The sequence below is a fragment of the Corynebacterium callunae genome (assembly GCF_046592015.1).
Classification (GTDB): Bacteria; Actinomycetota; Actinomycetes; order Mycobacteriales; family Mycobacteriaceae; genus Corynebacterium; species Corynebacterium callunae_A.
In genome coordinates this window covers 224061-240425 of record NZ_JAWVOB010000002.1, presented here as the reverse complement: position 1 = coordinate 240425, position 16365 = coordinate 224061, and the positions used below count along the sequence as shown (strand labels likewise).

At 54.6% G+C, this 16365-nt stretch carries 16 protein-coding genes; 7 read left to right on the top strand and 9 right to left on the bottom strand.

Going from position 1 to position 16365, the window contains the following annotated elements; genetic code table 11:
- Positions 1-15 precede the first annotated feature (15 nt).
- Together SFC07_RS04220 and SFC07_RS04215 are read left to right on the top strand one after the other, a co-directional pair.
- Positions 16-2232, top strand: a complete 2217-nt coding sequence (locus SFC07_RS04220) for an NADP-dependent isocitrate dehydrogenase (RefSeq protein WP_411206975.1) — start codon at positions 16-18, stop codon at positions 2230-2232.
- Between the two features lie 80 nt (positions 2233-2312).
- Positions 2313-3020 (top strand): hypothetical protein, encoded by a 708-nt coding sequence (locus tag SFC07_RS04215; protein ID WP_411206974.1) that lies wholly within the window; start codon positions 2313-2315, stop codon positions 3018-3020.
- A 43-nt stretch (positions 3021-3063) separates the two neighbouring features.
- On the opposite strand, the gene SFC07_RS04210 is transcribed toward SFC07_RS04215, so the two are convergent.
- Both SFC07_RS04210 and SFC07_RS04205 read right to left on the bottom strand, forming a co-directional pair.
- Positions 3064-3264: a YbdD/YjiX family protein gene (locus SFC07_RS04210; protein ID WP_411206973.1), complete on the bottom strand. Its 201-nt coding sequence runs from the start codon at positions 3262-3264 to the stop codon at positions 3064-3066.
- A 24-nt stretch (positions 3265-3288) separates the two neighbouring features.
- Positions 3289-5472 (bottom strand): carbon starvation CstA family protein, encoded by a 2184-nt coding sequence (locus SFC07_RS04205; RefSeq protein ID WP_411207037.1) that lies wholly within the window; start codon positions 5470-5472, stop codon positions 3289-3291.
- Positions 5473-5900: 428 nt separating this feature from the next.
- Here SFC07_RS04205 and SFC07_RS04200 point away from each other — a divergent pair, with 428 nt between their 5' ends.
- The 3 genes from SFC07_RS04200 to SFC07_RS04190 all read left to right on the top strand — a co-directional run bounded on the left by SFC07_RS04200 (position 5901) and on the right by SFC07_RS04190 (position 9629).
- Positions 5901-7214: an O-acetylhomoserine/O-acetylserine sulfhydrylase gene (locus SFC07_RS04200; RefSeq protein ID WP_411206972.1), complete on the top strand. Its 1314-nt coding sequence runs from the start codon at positions 5901-5903 to the stop codon at positions 7212-7214.
- A gap of 187 nt (positions 7215-7401) precedes the next feature.
- The gene (locus tag SFC07_RS04195) at positions 7402-8535 is read left to right on the top strand and encodes a homoserine O-acetyltransferase (RefSeq protein WP_411206971.1); all 1134 of its coding nucleotides are present in this window, start codon (positions 7402-7404) and stop codon (positions 8533-8535) included.
- Between the two features lie 89 nt (positions 8536-8624).
- Positions 8625-9629 carry a DUF3500 domain-containing protein gene (locus tag SFC07_RS04190; protein WP_411206970.1) on the top strand — a complete coding sequence of 335 codons (1005 nt, stop codon included), beginning with the start codon at positions 8625-8627 and terminating at the stop codon, positions 9627-9629.
- A 42-nt stretch (positions 9630-9671) separates the two neighbouring features.
- Here SFC07_RS04190 and SFC07_RS04185 read toward each other — a convergent pair whose 3' ends face one another.
- Positions 9672-10028 (bottom strand): DUF3017 domain-containing protein, encoded by a 357-nt coding sequence (locus SFC07_RS04185; RefSeq protein ID WP_411206969.1) that lies wholly within the window; start codon positions 10026-10028, stop codon positions 9672-9674.
- Positions 10029-10040: 12 nt separating this feature from the next.
- Positions 10041-10895 (bottom strand): bifunctional methylenetetrahydrofolate dehydrogenase/methenyltetrahydrofolate cyclohydrolase, encoded by an 855-nt coding sequence (locus tag SFC07_RS04180; RefSeq protein WP_411206968.1) that lies wholly within the window; start codon positions 10893-10895, stop codon positions 10041-10043.
- Between the two features lie 45 nt (positions 10896-10940).
- Here SFC07_RS04180 and SFC07_RS04175 point away from each other — a divergent pair, with 45 nt between their 5' ends.
- Entirely contained in the window at positions 10941-11414 is a 474-nt protein-coding gene (locus SFC07_RS04175; protein ID WP_411206967.1) for a tRNA (cytidine(34)-2'-O)-methyltransferase, read from the top strand.
- Positions 11415-11433: 19 nt separating this feature from the next.
- Here the strand turns inward: SFC07_RS04175 and SFC07_RS04170 are convergent, their stop codons facing one another.
- Together SFC07_RS04170 and SFC07_RS04165 are read right to left on the bottom strand one after the other, a co-directional pair.
- On the bottom strand, positions 11434-11934 hold the full coding sequence (locus tag SFC07_RS04170) for a nucleoside deaminase (RefSeq protein WP_411206966.1): 501 nt from the start codon (positions 11932-11934) through the stop codon (positions 11434-11436).
- Between the two features lie 13 nt (positions 11935-11947).
- Positions 11948-12724 (bottom strand): NAD-dependent deacylase, encoded by a 777-nt coding sequence (locus tag SFC07_RS04165; protein ID WP_411206965.1) that lies wholly within the window; start codon positions 12722-12724, stop codon positions 11948-11950.
- A gap of 226 nt (positions 12725-12950) precedes the next feature.
- Here SFC07_RS04165 and SFC07_RS04160 point away from each other — a divergent pair, with 226 nt between their 5' ends.
- Positions 12951-13745, top strand: a complete 795-nt coding sequence (locus SFC07_RS04160; RefSeq protein ID WP_411206964.1) for a metal-dependent hydrolase — start codon at positions 12951-12953, stop codon at positions 13743-13745.
- 24 nt (positions 13746-13769) lie between these two features.
- Here the strand turns inward: SFC07_RS04160 and SFC07_RS04155 are convergent, their stop codons facing one another.
- From SFC07_RS04155 to SFC07_RS04145, 3 genes are read right to left on the bottom strand one after another with little or no spacing between them, the layout of a single operon-like run.
- Positions 13770-14441, bottom strand: coding sequence for a metal-dependent transcriptional regulator (locus SFC07_RS04155; RefSeq protein WP_411206963.1), 672 nt, complete (start codon positions 14439-14441; stop codon positions 13770-13772).
- A 10-nt stretch (positions 14442-14451) separates the two neighbouring features.
- The gene (locus SFC07_RS04150) at positions 14452-15840 is read right to left on the bottom strand and encodes a PH domain-containing protein (protein WP_411206962.1); all 1389 of its coding nucleotides are present in this window, start codon (positions 15838-15840) and stop codon (positions 14452-14454) included.
- Entirely contained in the window at positions 15837-16286 is a 450-nt protein-coding gene (locus SFC07_RS04145; protein WP_411207036.1) for a PH domain-containing protein, read from the bottom strand. Before SFC07_RS04145 ends, SFC07_RS04150 begins: the two co-directional genes overlap by 4 nt.
- Positions 16287-16365: the final 79 nt, after the last annotated feature.

The following is a 16365-nucleotide window of genomic DNA, read 5'->3' as shown; positions in this document are numbered from 1 at the left end:
CAACCAAGGAGACTCATGGCTAAGATCATCTGGACCCGCACCGACGAAGCACCATTGCTTGCGACTTACTCATTCAAGCCAGTCGTAGAAGCATTTGCCGCCACCGCGGGTATCGAGGTTGAAACCCGCGATATTTCTCTCGCAGGCCGAATCCTCGCCCAGTTCCCGGAACGACTCACCGAGGAGCAGAAGGTTTCTGACGCTCTCACCGAACTCGGCGAGCTCGCTAAGACCCCTGAAGCTAACATCATCAAGCTTCCAAACATCTCCGCTTCCGTGCCACAGCTCAAGGCTGCTATCAAGGAACTGCAGGAGCAGGGTTATGACATTCCGGACCTTCCCGATGCAGCCGAGACCGAGGAAGATAAAGAAATCCTCGCTCGTTACAACACCGTCAAGGGTTCCGCAGTAAACCCAGTGCTGCGTGAGGGTAACTCCGACCGCCGCGCTCCAATCGCTGTCAAGAACTTTGTTAAGAAGTTCCCTCACCGCATGGGCGCTTGGTCTGCAGATTCCAAGACCAACGTTGCCACCATGTCTGACAACGACTTCCGCCACAATGAGAAGTCCGTCATCCTCGAGGCAGCTGACACCGTTAGCATCAAACACATCGCTGCCGATGGCACCGAGACCGTTCTGAAGGACGGCCTGAAGCTGCAGCAGGGCGAAGTTCTGGACGCAACCGTCATGTCCGCAAAGGCACTTGACGCTTTCTTGCTCGAGCAGGTTGCTCGCGCTAAGGAAGAGGGCGTTCTCTTCTCCACCCACCTCAAGGCCACCATGATGAAGGTCTCCGACCCAATTCTCTTCGGCCACGTTGTTCGTGCATTCTTCAAGGATGTCTACGACGAGTTCGGCGCACAGCTTATTGAGGCTGGCCTCGACGGCGAAAACGGCTTGGCTGCAATCTACTCCGGCCTCGAGTCCCTAGACAACGGCGCAGAGATCAAGGCTGCTTTTGAGAAGGCACTTGCTGAAGGCCCAGCACTGGCAATGGTGAACTCCGCAAAGGGCATCACCAACCTGCACGTTCCTTCCGACGTTATTGTCGACGCTTCCATGCCTGCCATGATCCGTACCTCCGGCCACATGTGGAACAAGGATGACCAGGAGCAGGACACCCTGGCTGTTATCCCAGACTCCTCCTACGCTGGCGTCTACCAGACCGTTATCGATGACTGCCGCAAGAATGGCGCCTTCGATCCAACCACCATGGGTACCGTTCCTAACGTTGGTCTGATGGCTCAGAAGGCTGAAGAGTACGGCTCCCACGATAAGACCTTCCGCATCGCTGCTGATGGCAAGGTGCAGATCGTTGCTTCCAATGGTGACGTCATTATCGAGCACGACGTTGAAAAGGGCGACATTTGGCGCGCTTGCCAGGCCAAGGATGCCCCAATCCAGGACTGGGTAAAGCTTGCTGTCATCCGCTCCCGCCTCTCCGGCATGCCTGCAGTGTTCTGGCTTGACCCAGAGCGCGCACACGACCGCAACCTCATCACCCTGGTTGAGAAGTACCTCAAGGATCACGACACCGAGGGCCTGGATATCCGTATCCTTTCCCCAGTTGAGGCAACTCAGCTGTCCATCGATCGTATCCGTCGCGGCGAGGACACCATCTCCGTTACCGGTAACGTCCTGCGTGACTACAACACCGACCTCTTCCCAATCCTGGAACTGGGCACCTCCGCAAAGATGCTCTCCGTTGTTCCTTTGATGGCTGGCGGCGGACTCTTCGAGACCGGTGCTGGTGGATCTGCTCCAAAGCACGTCCAGCAGGTTCAGGAAGAAAACCACCTGCGTTGGGATTCCCTCGGTGAGTTCCTCGCATTGGCTGAGTCCTTCCGCCACGAGCTCAACAACCACGGCAACACCAAGGCTGGCGTTTTGGCTGACGCTCTTGATCGCGCAACCGAAAAGGTGCTCAACGAAGAGAAGTCCCCATCCCGCAAGGTTGGCGAGATCGACAACCGTGGATCCCACTTCTGGCTGACCAAGTTCTGGGCTGATGAGCTTGCTGCTCAGACCGAGGACGCAGAATTGGCTGCTACCTTCGCACCTGTTGCTGAGGCACTTGATGCCAAGACTGCAGACATCGACGCTGCATTCCTGGCTAACCAGGGTGCTCCTGCTGATCTGGGCGGCTACTACGCTCCAGATGAGGACAAGACCACCGCTGTTATGCGCCCAGTTGCAGAGTTCAACGAGATCGTTGACGCACTGAAGAAGTAAAACTTCTTAAAAGTTCAACGCTCCGTGCCCGCTTCGGGTGCGGAGCGTTTTTCTCTGCCTGCAGCTGACATAATGGCTGTATGCATCTTCGAAAGATTCTCCCCGCCCTGGTCATTGCTGGGGCTTTAAACACCCCGTTGGCACAGGCAGCCACCCTCCAAGCCGATGTTGAGTCGGAAACCTGTGTGGCCACCAACACCGATTCGGCGCCGGTGGTGCAGTTTTGGAGTGAACTTGAAGAAGATGTGCGCGCCACGCGCCTGGCTGAGCTAGAGGCAACTGATCCAGGGATCACTGTCGCCATTGCCAGTTATGTGGCTAAGGAGCCCGGCGCGCCGACGGCCGCTGAGCTGCAGACCCGCCTGGATGCAGATCAATCTGGTGAAGGTTTAGCGATGTTGATCCCAGAGGATGCTTCTGATTCTTCACTACCTGGCAATACCGAAGACTTTAAAACCACTTATACCTACGATGAGGCGAAGTCTGCGATTGCTGGTATTTCCGATGATCCCGCTGCACATGTGTTGACGCAGTTGCAGGACGCAGCAGCCACCAGTACCCGCATCGCAGAGATCCGCGCGGAGAAATTTGCGGAGAAAACCCAGGATTATAACGAGACCCAGCAGTCCTTGAAGTCTGATTTTCAGGCCTGCGTGGATGCCATTGACGCCGCACGCCCCTTCCCTGTGCAGTACCTGATCGTGGGCGCAGTCGTGGCCATTGCGCTGGTGGCGCTCGCCCTGCGAGCGTTTAGCAACGCACGCAAAACTGCCCGGCACACCAGTTAGGTGTGCCGGGCAGGGGGACGTCGACAAGCATGCTTTTCGGCGTTTAACAGCAGCGAGCTCCTGGATTTGCGTCTTGTTCGGCGTATCGCGCTCGCCAATATTCACGCTCGCTGGGAATCGGCGCATCGGGGTGATGGGCTTTAAGGTGCGTGACGTATTTGGCGTAGGCGGTATCCCCCATCAGCTCGGTGAGATACCACCACACTGCTTTGGGAACTTTGGTCCAGGTTGCTAACTGAGTCATGATGTTTTTCCTGAAAGTGGGCTTTTAGTGAGATGAGCTAATTGGCGCACCGTGCGGATAACGCTCATCCCATTGTTGCTGAACTTCCTTTTCGCGTGGGGTAGCCAAGAAGCCAGCCGGTGCGAAGAGTTGAGAATCCACATCTGCTTCCTCAGTAGTTGGCAGCGGGGTACCTGCAGCACGGGCGCGCACAGCCTTAATGCAGACCACGATGGCAGCGCCGACGACGATCAGAACCAGGACTGCAAAGATAATGGACAGCACACCCTGGATGGCGGTGTTGCGGATAACGGCATCGATAGCCTCTGGGGTTTTGGCAGCGCCGAACTCGGTGAGTCCACTTTCCTTGGCTTCTTTGAACTTATTGTGCTGAGCCCAGTAGCCGATGGATGGATTGGAGTGGAAAATCTTCTGCCAAGAAGCGGTCATGGTGACAATAAGATCCCAAGCCAGTGGAATAGCTGGAATCCAAGCCCATTTGTAGAGACCCTTCTTGACCACTACAACCAGTACCAAGGACAGTGCAATTGCGGCGAGCAGCTGGTTCGCGATACCGAAGAGTGGGAACAGTACGTTAATGCCACCTAATGGATCGGTGACACCCATGAGCAAAATTGCGCCCCAGAGTGCACATACGAAGACGGTGGAGATCCAGTTGCCAACGGTCCATGAAGGATCCTTAAAGCGACGCAGACCTGGGACATTGCCGAGGGTATCGGTCATCATGAAGCGGGCCACGCGGGTACCGGCGTCAACGGTGGTGAGAATAAACAGTGCCTCAAACATGATGGCGAAGTGGTACCAGAAAGCCTTCATGGAAGCGCCGCCGATAAGTCCGGACAAAATCTCAGACATGCCAAAGGCCAAGGTTGGGGCGCCACCAGTGCGGGAAATGATGGAGGACTCCCCCACGCCTTCTGCTGCTGCAGCCAACTGTTCAGGGGTGACATCTGCGCCGGGAATGCCAGCAGAGTTAATCCAGGTTGCTGCGGTATCAGGGGCGCCACCGGTCAAAGCCAATGGTGCATTCATGACGAAATAGAGGTGACGATCCAGAATAACTGCGGTGATCAGAGCCATGATGGCCACGAAGGATTCCATCAACATGCCGCCATAACCGAGCATCTTCATCTGGTTTTCTTTTTCCACCAGCTTAGGAGTGGTGCCCGAAGAAATCAGCGCGTGGAAACCAGAGAGTGCACCACAGGCGATGGTAATAAAGAGGAAGGGGAAGAGATTTCCAGAGAATACTGGACCATTGCCATCCAAGGCGAAGCTGGTGACAGCTGGCATATGAACCTCGGGGCGAGCAATCAAAATGCCCACTGCCAGCAGTCCAATAACGCCGATCTTCATGAACGTGGAGAGGTAATCGCGCGGTGCGAGGAGCAACCACACTGGCAAAATAGCTGCCAAGATGCCATAGGCAATCAGTGCAAAGGCAAGAGTGGTCTTGGAAAGGGTGAACCATTCCTGACCCCAAGAGGTTTCAGCAACCCAGCCGCCGGAGGCAATAGCCAGCAGCAACAGGGTGACACCGATGATGGAGACCTCAGTAACGCGGCCTGGGCGCAAATAACGCAGGTACACACCCATGAGCAAAGCGATTGGGATGGTCATGGAGATGGAGAACACGCCCCACGGGGAATCTGCAAGAGCGTTGACCACAATCAAGGCGAGCACCGCAATGATGATGATCATGATGGTGATGGTGGCAATGATGCCGGCAACACCACCGACGGTGCCCATCTCATCGCGGACCATCTGGCCGAGGGAACGGCCTCGACGGCGGGTGGATACCCACAGCACCAGGTAGTCCTGCACTGCTCCTGCGAAAATCACACCGAGCACAATCCACAGGGTGCCAGGCAGATAGCCCATCTGTGCTGCCATAACGGGACCAACCAAGGGGCCAGCACCGGCAATGGCTGCGAAGTGGTGGCCAAAGAGTACGCGACGATCAGTTGGCACAAAGTCTTTACCATCATTGACGTATTCAGCCGGAGTGGCACGTTCTGCCTTGGGCTTAACCACCTTGTACTCGATCAGGCGGGCATAAAAACTAAAAGCGATGATGTAGGAACCAACAGCTGCGAGAACCAACCACACGGAGTTGATAGTTTCACCGCGGGCAAAGGCAATTGCGCCCCAGCCCACTGCTGCCAACACACCAAAAACCAATAAAGCCACCCTGGCGGTGGGTGACATCTTTTTATTTTTATTCACACCGACTGGCAGGTCTGTCGCGGTGCTGTGTATGAGATCGCCCTCTGAGGCCGCGGGGCGTTGTTGAATACTCACGCAGTTTTGGTCTTTCTACTCATAGCTCGTTGTCACATTAAAAAATCCCTGCATAATGCCTTGTTATCGGCATTTTTGGGGATTTAGAAGTTGTTTTCACGGCAATTTTTGAAACTTTTTACAGATGAAAGATAACACTTGCAAATGATGCAAACCACTGGATTGACTAAATTAGACACTAGTCACACCCCCGCCTTTCACCCCAATTGAAGCTTGAACCGCTTAGTCTATTGCAATAGACCAAGCGGTTCACTATGGTCGAAATACAGAGCCCCGACACACGTTAAAACTCTCTAGGGTCAGGGAAAACAACCACATCAAAGGACGGTAAAACCATGCCAAAGTACGATAATTCCAATGCAGATCAGTGGAGCTTTGAAACTCGTTCCATCCACGCTGGCCAGCCAGTTGATGGTCAGACCAGTGCCCGCAACCTGCCGATTTATCAGTCCACTGCCTTCGTTTTTGATTCCGCCGAGCACGCTAAGCAGCGCTTCGCCCTTGAGGACCTGGGTCCTGTTTACTCCCGCCTGACCAACCCCACCGTGGAGGCTTTAGAAAACCGCATCGCATCCCTTGAAGGTGGTGTCCACGCCGTAGCTTTCTCCTCCGGACAGGCTGCCACCACCAATGCGATTCTTAACCTCGCTGGCGCTGGCGATCACATCGTTACCTCCCCTCGCCTTTATGGTGGCACCGAGACTTTGTTCCTGATCACCCTTAACCGCCTCGGCATCGATGTGAGCTTTGTAGAAAACCCCGATGATCCAGAATCTTGGCAGGCTGCAGTTCAGTCCAATACCAAGGCATTCTTCGGCGAGACCTTCGCCAACCCACAGGCTGACGTCCTCGACATCCCTGCAGTTGCAGAGGTAGCGCACCGCAACAACGTGCCACTTATTATCGACAACACCATCGCCACCGCAGCTGTGGTGCGCCCACTTGAGCTGGGTGCGGACATCGTGGTTGCTTCTTTGACCAAGTTCTACACCGGCAATGGCTCAGGTCTGGGCGGTGTGCTCGTTGATGGTGGCAAGTTCGACTGGACCGTTGAGCGCGATGGCAAGCCAGTATTCCCCTACTTTGTCACCCCAGATGCTGCTTATCACGGTCTGAAGTATGCCGATCTCGGCCCTGCTGCCTTTGGTCTTAAGGCTCGTGTTGGTCTGCTGCGCGATACCGGATCCACCCTCTCTGCCTTCAATGCTTGGGTATCCATCCAAGGTATCGACACCCTGCCATTGCGCGTTGAGCGCCACAATGAAAACGCCATCGAGGTAGCAGAATTCTTGAACAACCACGAGAAGGTCACCAAGGTGAACTTCGCCGGTCTGCCAGATTCCCCTTGGTACGCCACCAAGGAAAAGCTCGGCCTCAAGTACACCGGCTCCGTGCTCACTTTCGAGATCGACGGTGGCCGCGAAACCGCATGGGCCTTTATCGACGCCCTGAAGCTGCACTCCAACCTGGCCAACATTGGCGATGTGCGTTCTCTCGTGGTTCACCCTGCAACCACCACCCACTCCCAGTCTGATGCTGAGGGTCTCAAGCGTGCTGGTATCACCGAGTCCACCGTTCGTCTCTCTGTTGGCATTGAAAATGTCAATGACATTATTGCTGACCTAGAAGCTGGCTTCGCCGCTATTTAAGGAGACAGTCCCTCCGTCCCCAGCCATCACTGCAGGTTTAGGCAGTGATGGCTGGGGTTTTATTTATTGCGCCGCGAATATAACCGCCATCACAATTAGACTAGACAGAGCGGTACAGCTAAGCTTTCCCCATTGTTTTAGAACGGATTTTTTAGTCCTGCCCACCCAGAACAGGCGGTTCACGTTTATGCCACAATTTGCACCAGTCGGTCAGCTTGGAACACAAGCCATTGGTGATCTGCGCACCGAAGCCGGAGCAGTTATTATCGAGGCCCAGCTCGCATACCACCGCTGGGGCGAATATCGCGTTGATGACGAAGGCATAAGCAATGTAGTGCTCATTGAGCACGCCCTTACCGGCGATTCCAATGCTGCCGAATGGTGGGATGGACTCATTGGCCCTGGTAAGGCCATTGATACCGATACTTATTGTGTCATCTGCACCAATGTTATTGGTGGTTGCAATGGCTCCACCGGTCCCGGTTCCCTACACCCAGATGGAAATTTTTGGGGTAACCGCTTTCCCGCTACCTCGATCCGTGATCAGGTAACTGCGGAAAAACTATTCCTTGATTCCTTTGGCATCACCACAGTGACTGCCGTACTGGGTGGTTCCATGGGTGGAGCTCGCACCCTAGAGTGGGCTGCCATGTACCCTTCTGTCGTTCAAGCAGCCGCAGTGCTAGCCGTTTCTGCCCGTGCCAGCGCCTGGCAAATTGGCATTCAATCTGCCCAAATTAAGTCCATTGAAAATGATCATCATTGGCATGAAGGCAACTACTATGAGTCCGGCTGCAATCCAGCAGTGGGCTTAGCTGCCGCACGCCGCATTGCGCACCTGACCTACCGCGGTGAATTAGAAATTGATGAGCGTTTTGGCACCAAACCTCAACAGGGTGAAAACCCACTGGGTGCCTACCGCAGCCATGACCAGCGCTTTGCGGTGGAATCCTACCTTGACTACCAGGCAGATAAACTGGTTAAGCGTTTCGACGCTGGCTCTTATGTGGTGTTAACCGATGCGCTTAATCGTCACGATATTGGGCGCGGACGCGGGGGCCTCAATAAGGCACTTGAAGCTATTAAGGTTCCTGTGCTGGTTGCTGGTGTGGATACCGATATTTTGTACCCCTACCACCAGCAGGAACACCTCTCCCGCAACTTGGGCAACTTGCTCGCGATGGCCAAGATTGTATCGCCCGTTGGCCACGATGCTTTCCTTACGGAAACCCGTCAAATGGACCGAATTCTGCGCAATTTCTTTAGCCTTATCACGCCTCAAGACGGCGGCCCTGAGAGTTATATCGAGTTTTATATTTAGTGGAAATTAAGTTGTATCGATGTGTATCACTACATAACTCACAGCTAATCTACTGGTTAATTCATAATTTCCCACCTAAGTTTAGTCATGTGACTTTGTTGAATTCCCGCCGTCGGTACACCGCAGGTGCATTGGCAACCACCCTCGCAGCTAGCAGCATGGGTTTTAGTGGATGCGCCTCTCAACAAGCCGAATCCGCCACGGCGTCTGAACAACCTTCCAAAGTTGCCTCTGTTATGCAGACCGCAACCCAGGAGGCGTCGACAAGCACCTTTTTTGAGGCCACCCCCGGACAAGAAACCTCGCTAACTGCCCGCGGTTTTTTGGGCTATCTCGATGAAGAGCAACGCGCAGCGTTGCTCGGGCCGGGGCTTGACCTTAACGAACTCAGTCAGGCGCAGCTAGTAACGTCACTGCGGGTGCTGGAATCGGTTTTTAACGAAGACGTTTATAAGATTTTGTCTGCCATCATCATTCATCTTTCCCATGAACCCACTGAAGATGGCACGCAGCATCATTTCCTTAATTTTTCCCAGGAACCTTCCGTTGATCGAACGTGGAACTTAAGTTTTAATGGTCCGGTTGCCGGCGTTGAAGCCACCTTCTACCCCGATGGGCAGATTACTTTCCAATCCGGTCACATCGATATTAGTGCTGATGATGTTGCCGAGGCTGCAGAAGATATTGATGCGCCTTTTAAGACTTCTCGCCTGCATGAATCTGCGCTTAGTTTTTATCAAAGCCTCACAGATGCTCAGCGCACTGAACTCCAGAATGCTGACCAATCTGATACTGCTGGCTTAAAAGGCTCTGAGTTGAGCCCGGAGCAGCAGGAAATGCTTGTTTCCATTGCTAGTAATTGGGTGGAATTGGCAGATCCCAAGGTGAAATCTCAGCAACATGAGGAGATTGTCAACACCATTAGCAATACCTACTTCTCCTGGATCCCCCATGAAGATAATGGCCTGCAATTCCTTATTAGTGGCCCTGAGGTCTTCATCCAATACAAGGAAAGCAAGCCGGTAGATCCCAATCAAGCGGGCCTGAGCACGCCTGATATTCATTCCGAGTTCTACGACCCCAACCCGGAATAAAAACCCGCGCCCCTCCAATGCCCCCAGGCGCTAACCCTAAAGCTAGCTGCCCAGGGAGTCCACGGAAGCAGCTAAAAATGCCATCGCTGCACCCAAGGCAGCGGTAAAAAAGGCATCAAAACGCCGGGAGCGTACTGCCAAAATACCCATCACCTGGGAATCACAAACCAGCCGCAAAAGCGCCAGGTAGATTAATGAAAATCCAAGGGTGAAGGTGGCGCGACGCCAGTGCTCGGTCAGGGCGAAACCTGTTGCCAGCACAATGACGACCACAAAGAAAACAACCCCCAACTTTTGTACCGTTTTAGGCAGCTTGGACGGGGCAAGTCCCACATCGTGTGGGTTTGCCAACATCGCTTCCTGAGCTGCTAAGGCGGAGTCAGTGTGGGGGTTGTTCATGAAAATAACTTCTTAGATTCCGGAGAGCTTTTCTGCGCGCTCCACCACATTGTGGACCAAGAAAGCACGGGTGAGAGGTCCAACGCCACCTGGGTTAGGGGAAACCGCACCGGCTACCTCCCACACATCTGGGTGGACATCGCCGAGCAGCTTGCCGTCCTTGCGGGATACTCCGACGTCGAGCACAGCAGCGCCTGGCTTCACCATATCGGCAGTGAGCATATGTGGCTGGCCGGCAGCGGCGATGATGACATCAGCGTTGCGGGTTTCAGCAGCCAGATCCTTGGTGCCGGTGTGGCACAGGGTCACGGTGGAGTTCTCGGAACGGCGGGTCAGCATCAAGCCGATGGGACGACCAACGGTCACACCGCGGCCGATAACAACCACCTTGGCACCATTGAGTTCCACGCCAAAACGACGCAGCAGGCTGATAGAGCCATTAGGAGTACAAGGAAGTGGAGCTGGCTCATTAAGAACAAGCTTGCCCAGGTTCACCGGGTGCAGGCCATCGGCATCCTTATTGGGATCGATGCGCTCGAGGACAGCATTTTCATCCAGGTGCTTTGGCAGTGGCAGCTGGACAATGTAGCCGGTGCAGGCGGGGTCATTGTTGAGCTCATCAATAACCGCAAAAAGTTCTTCTTGGGTGACGTCTGCTGGCAGATCCTTGCGGATAGAGTTCACGCCGATCTGCTCGCAGTCGCGGTGCTTCATCTTCACATAGGAATGGCTGGCAGGATCATCGCCCACCAGGACTGTCGCCAGGCCTGGGGTGATTCCCTTTTCTTTGAGCGCAGCAACACGCTGTTCCAAATCGGCGAAGATTTCGTCGCGGTATAGGTTTCCATCAAGTTTAAGTGCAGTCACCTCCGCCATTATTCCACCCTTTGTTCAGGCCTTACAATCATTGACATGTCCGAACATCCTTTACATGTCATCTTTGACAATCCTGTCATCCCTCCCAACACCGGAAATGCCATTCGCATGTGTGCAGGATCGGGCGCTCACCTGCATCTTGTCGAGCCTTTGGGCTTTGATTTGAGCGAAAAGCATTTGCGCCGCGCGGGTTTGGATTATCACGACTTGGCGGAAGTCACAGTTCATCCTGACTTTGATAGCGCGATGGCGGCGGTCCCCCGTCGCGTTTTTGCTTTCACAACTCGGGCCACCACGTGGTACACCGACATCACTTTTGAGCCCGGCGATGCGCTGCTTTTTGGTACCGAGCCCACCGGTTTGCCGCCGGAGCACCTCGCGCATGCATCCATCACCCAGGAGCTGCGGATTCCTATGCTGCCGGGACGACGTTCCATGAACTTGTCCAACTCGGCGGCCGTTGCCACCTACGAAGCGTGGCGCCAGCTCGGTTTTCCAGGCGGGGTGTAGGTGGGCGTCGAAAAGCGTTTTAAAAACGCTTTTCGACGTTTCCCAGGTGGAACCAGTGGTGGAGATTAAAAAGAGCTTCACTAAAAATGGGCGCCGGACCAATAATCTTAAGGTTCGGCGAAATTTCGGTGGCTGGAATGGTGCGTACCGGCGGGTTTGCAGCACCCCAGAGGCGATACCACTGCGAAACCTCGGCGGCGATACTTGCACAGTAAATGGTGCCCAGTCCCACCAAGGCATGCGCAGCCGCACACATGGGGCAATGCTCAGTAGAGGTATAAACCCTGGCCAACGCACGTTCCTCAGGGCTCATGGTGGCCGCTGCAAAACGCGCAATGGCCAATTCAGGATGCTGGGTGTGATCGCCGGTGCCATCAAGATTATGGCCCTCAAAAACCACCGCGCCGTGGCGATCCACCAGCAGCGCCCCATAGGGGCTATTGCCCTGTTTGAGACCTGCTGCAGCAAGTTCCACACAACGCTGCAGCAGGTCTAGATCATCCTCGCTTAAATCCTGCACGTCGAAGATGGACCTAGGCGCTGATTTCACGCATGAGCGCAGGCAGCGCTTGGGCGGCGGTGGCCGTCCAGCTCAGAGTTGCCCAGCGTGTGAGCTCCGTGGTGGCAGGGGAAATTTCCACAATGGGAATGCCACGCTGATAGGCCATCTCCGGCAGCGTTGCTGCAGGCTGCACAATGCCGGAAGTTCCTACGATGACCATGAGGTCGGCTTCGCCGATGCGCTGTTCTGCCAGATCCCATTCCGCCACAGGCAGCTGCTCACCAAACCACACCACTCCGGGGCGAATAAGACCACCGCAAACCTCGCACTGCGGTGGAGTCAGGCGCTCGACGGGCTGCTGTAGATAATTGCGATCATCCACCCACGGCGTTTCGCAGTCGGTACAGCGATAGCTAAAGAGGCTGCCGTGTAGGTGGGTAACATCGCTGGCTCCGCCACGTTCGTGGAGATCATCGATGTTCTGGGTGGTCACATGCACATTTTCCACCAGGTGACTGCCCTGCCAATAAGCGATCGCGCGGTGGCCAGCATTGGGCTCGGCGCGGGCTGCAACACCGGCACGCCAGCGGTACCACGCCCACATGGGTTCGGGATCTTTAAGCCAGGCATCGATGCTCGCCATGGCTTGAGGATCAACCTTGGACCACACCCCGGTTTTATCATCTCTGTAGGTTTCTAGTCCGGACTCTGCGCTCATGCCAGCTCCGGTAAAGACCTCTACATTGCGTGCTGCGCGGGCAATTTCAATAACCTGCTCAATGGACTTTTCCAGCTGACGTTCGCTCATGATTTAAAAATAGACCTTTTTGCTACATCACGGTGCTAAAAAAGTCATCACTTTTTCCGCGGTGCTTTTCGGGAGCCTCAGGGGAATGCTCTCGCTGTGCGATGCCGACTTGACATTAAAGATATCTCTTCGAGCACCCGTTTGAATAAGCTGCAGGGTGATCGTTTAGTGTAGTTGGAAAGTATTGTCATTTTTTAATGTGAAGTGAGCTGATGTAGAAGTGGTCATGGGTCCGACCCACGCAATGAGTGGTGCTGCTGTAGGCCTTGCAGTGGCCCAAATTTTGCCACCGGAATGGGGTGGCGTTAGCACCGCTACTGAAACCTTTATTTATGCAGGTCTTACAGCAGGTGCTGCACTGCTTCCCGATCTTGACTCCCCTTCTGCCACGGTATCTCGCTCTTTTGGTCCCATCACCCAGGTGCTCTCTCGTTTTACCGAAAACACAGCCCAGGCCTTTGTTAATGTCACCCGCGGTAGAAAAGATAAGCACTGCAATAATGGCCACCGCACCTTAACCCACACTATTTGGAGTGCTTTGGCAACAGGTGCGGGTGCTTCGGCGCTGATCAGTGCCTATGGCAAACCTGCTGTAATTGGCTTGCTCTTTTTCTTCCTCGGTTTAGCCATCCGAGGCCTATTGCCAGAATGGTCCAAGAGTGCGGATTGGCTATTAGTTACTGCAGCCTCGGCGGCCTTGGCAATTGGTGTGTGGAACTATGCTCCCGAAAGTTCATTCGGGGTTGTTTTGGGTTCTGCCATCACCGTTGGCTGTATCACGCACATGCTGGGCGATATGGCTACCAAAGCTGGTATTCCGGCGTTTGCCCCGTTGATTCCCCTGGGTGGCAGGCGTTGGTGGAATCTTAAATTGCCCAAGTTCATCAGCATCCGCGCCAATGGCCCGGCCGATAAATTCTTGTTATTTGCCTTTTCCGTGGCAGTGATTGTGCAAATCGGCTTGGTGTCCTCGGGCAATATGCGCACCATTATGGTGAATCTGCTCCACCTTCCGGCCTAAAACTACTGGCCCGAAACTGCCGGCCTAAGCCTCAACGCTAATGAGCGCCAACTGGGTTTGGGCCAGCGGGAAACGCTCGCCGCTTTCTTCCACCACCAGGTGCACCATGCCAGCAAAAGGTCCGGCATCCAGGGTAATGCGAGAGCCCGGCGCCACATTAAATTGCGCCAAATAACGCAGCAGGTCAGGATCGGAATCCTGGACTCGCGAAATAACTACAGTTGCTCCCGGCACCACCGCCTCAAGGGTGGTGTGCGGGAGATTATCTATATCGCCTTCCGCAGTGGGAATAGGATCACCGTGGGGATCGCGGCGTGGGTGGCCTAAATGTGCATCAATGCGGGTGATAAAACGGTCCGAGGCAGCATGTTCCAAAAGGTCAGCATCGGTGTGCACCTCGTCCCAGGTGTAGCCCAAAACATCATGTAAAAAGGTTTCCAGCAGCCGGTGTCGGCGCACCATTTCAATTGCTAATTCTTGGCCAGCTTCGGTGAGTGTGATGCCCGCATATTTTTCATGGTTCACCAGTCCCCGCCCCACCAGCCTTTTAATGGCTTCAGAGGCCGTGGAGGTTTTTTGATTAAGTTTTTCTGCAATTTCACCGAGGGCTGCAGGCTGCCCGGCGCTCAGTTCGGTGATATCCCAGATGGTCTTCAGGTAGTCCTGGGACTTGTCGGGAAGATCTGAGATATGCATAAAAGACATTCTAATCTAGGCCTTCTTCCAACCCAGGGAGTGCCTGCAGGGCAGGTAACTTCCGCTGCCGCAAGACCTGTAGCAATTCCATGCCTTGGTCATACTCTAGATCTTTAGCTGCCATGGAAACAGGGCCGGGAACCAGGTTAAACTCCACCGTTGAGAGCCCCAGTTGGCGTTGAATAAGGCCGCGCTTGAGGGTGAGCTCCTGAATATGCGTGGTTTCAATAACGGCCATGCGTGGCACCATACGTCCCAGGTGCACCACCGCAACCTCGGCATGCGGGCCGATGAGGGTGACACCTTGACGGCTACGGTCCACCGGAGAAATCCATTTTGCAGCGGCGGGCGAGGTGTAATTTGGGGTACTTAAATGCTCTGGCTGAGCGCTGCGCGAAATCTCTTCAGCATTAAGCGGACCCACAGCTTCCAGGACTTTTAAGGCCAATTCCTTAGAGCCCACCGGCAAAATTTTAGATGTTCCACCGCGTTTAGTATCAGCGCCATAACCCACCACCGTCACCGAAACCGTCCACCAGCCAAGCAATCTCCACAGCAGCGGTTGACTTAAAGAAATCGCATGGATTCGCTCCAGCGGAATAGCTTGACGGCGCCGGTCCGCCAGCCCATAACTAACATGCAGCACACCTTCGCCCAGCTGCGCCTGATATTTCCACGATTTATCCACCAGATTCCACACCGACGGCAACATACCCGCCAAAAACGGCACACCACCAGCAATTCCGATGGGCGTGAGCCACATAATCCCCACACCAACCACCGTGAGCAGCGTCGATACGGACAACACTGCACTTAAAACACTTCGCATAATGGGGATTTCAGGTACTAAAGCCTGCTTTTCGACGCCGCCTTCCACCTGCCTCTCCCCCGCCGCGGCGGGGGTTGCACTGGGGTGCTGGGCGGCGTCGAGAAGCGCCTGTTTGAGTTTTTCCGCCTCTAGGCGGGTGAGGTAGGAAATTTCAATGCTGGAATTTTCACCGCCGGCGGTTTCCACGCGCACAATGGCGACGCGGAAAAGGCGCGCGATGATGGATTCCACAATGTCGACTGCTTGGATGCGGTCAAAACGGGCGCTGCGCAATTGGGTATTGAGCACGCCTCTTTTCATCTGTAATTCTTCCTCTGTGATGCGGTAGCCGGTGGCGTTCCACCAGATTTGTGAAAGGCCCCAAATAAGTGCGCAGACCACTACTGCCACGGCGATCGATCCCAGTAAAGGCCACAGGGCAACCTCATGGGCGCCGCTAACCAATCCCCAAAGTGCAGCCCAGGTGGAGGCGTTGACATTAAAGGCAACACCAGCCATGATCGCGAGGATGAGTGTCCAGACGCGCAGCAGCGGGGTGAGGCGATGGACCTTGTGGAATTCCTGGCTCATAGTCCGCTCATCCGTTCACGGGCTTTGTCGGCCAGACGTTCACGCAATTGATTGGCAACCTCTGCGGGCAGCCCCTGGATGGTGGAATCAGAGGTGGCCGATGCCGTATGTAAATTGAGGGTTTTCATGCCAAATGCACGTTCAATGGGGCCGGCGGTGACATCAACAAATTGAATGCGGCCATAGGGCACCACCGTGAAGCTATGCCAAATTTTTCCCTTGGTGATCAGCAGCTCATCCTCAGTTTCCAACCAGCCCAGGCGTTTAACCTGCTGCGGAATCAACCATATTTGCCATACCAATAGCGCTGCGGCGATACCGGTTCCGAGATAAAACCACGGACTAAACATAAAGCCCAATACCCCAAAAACAATTCCGATGATAAGCAACCAGGGCAAACGTGCAATATAACGAGCTTTGGTCAGCGCTGGTAGCACCGGATTCATATGTTCATATGGTTCGGGGGTCCGAGGGGAGGTGTTATCAAGGTTTGTGGCCATGCCTTCCACTATCTCAAAATTTTGC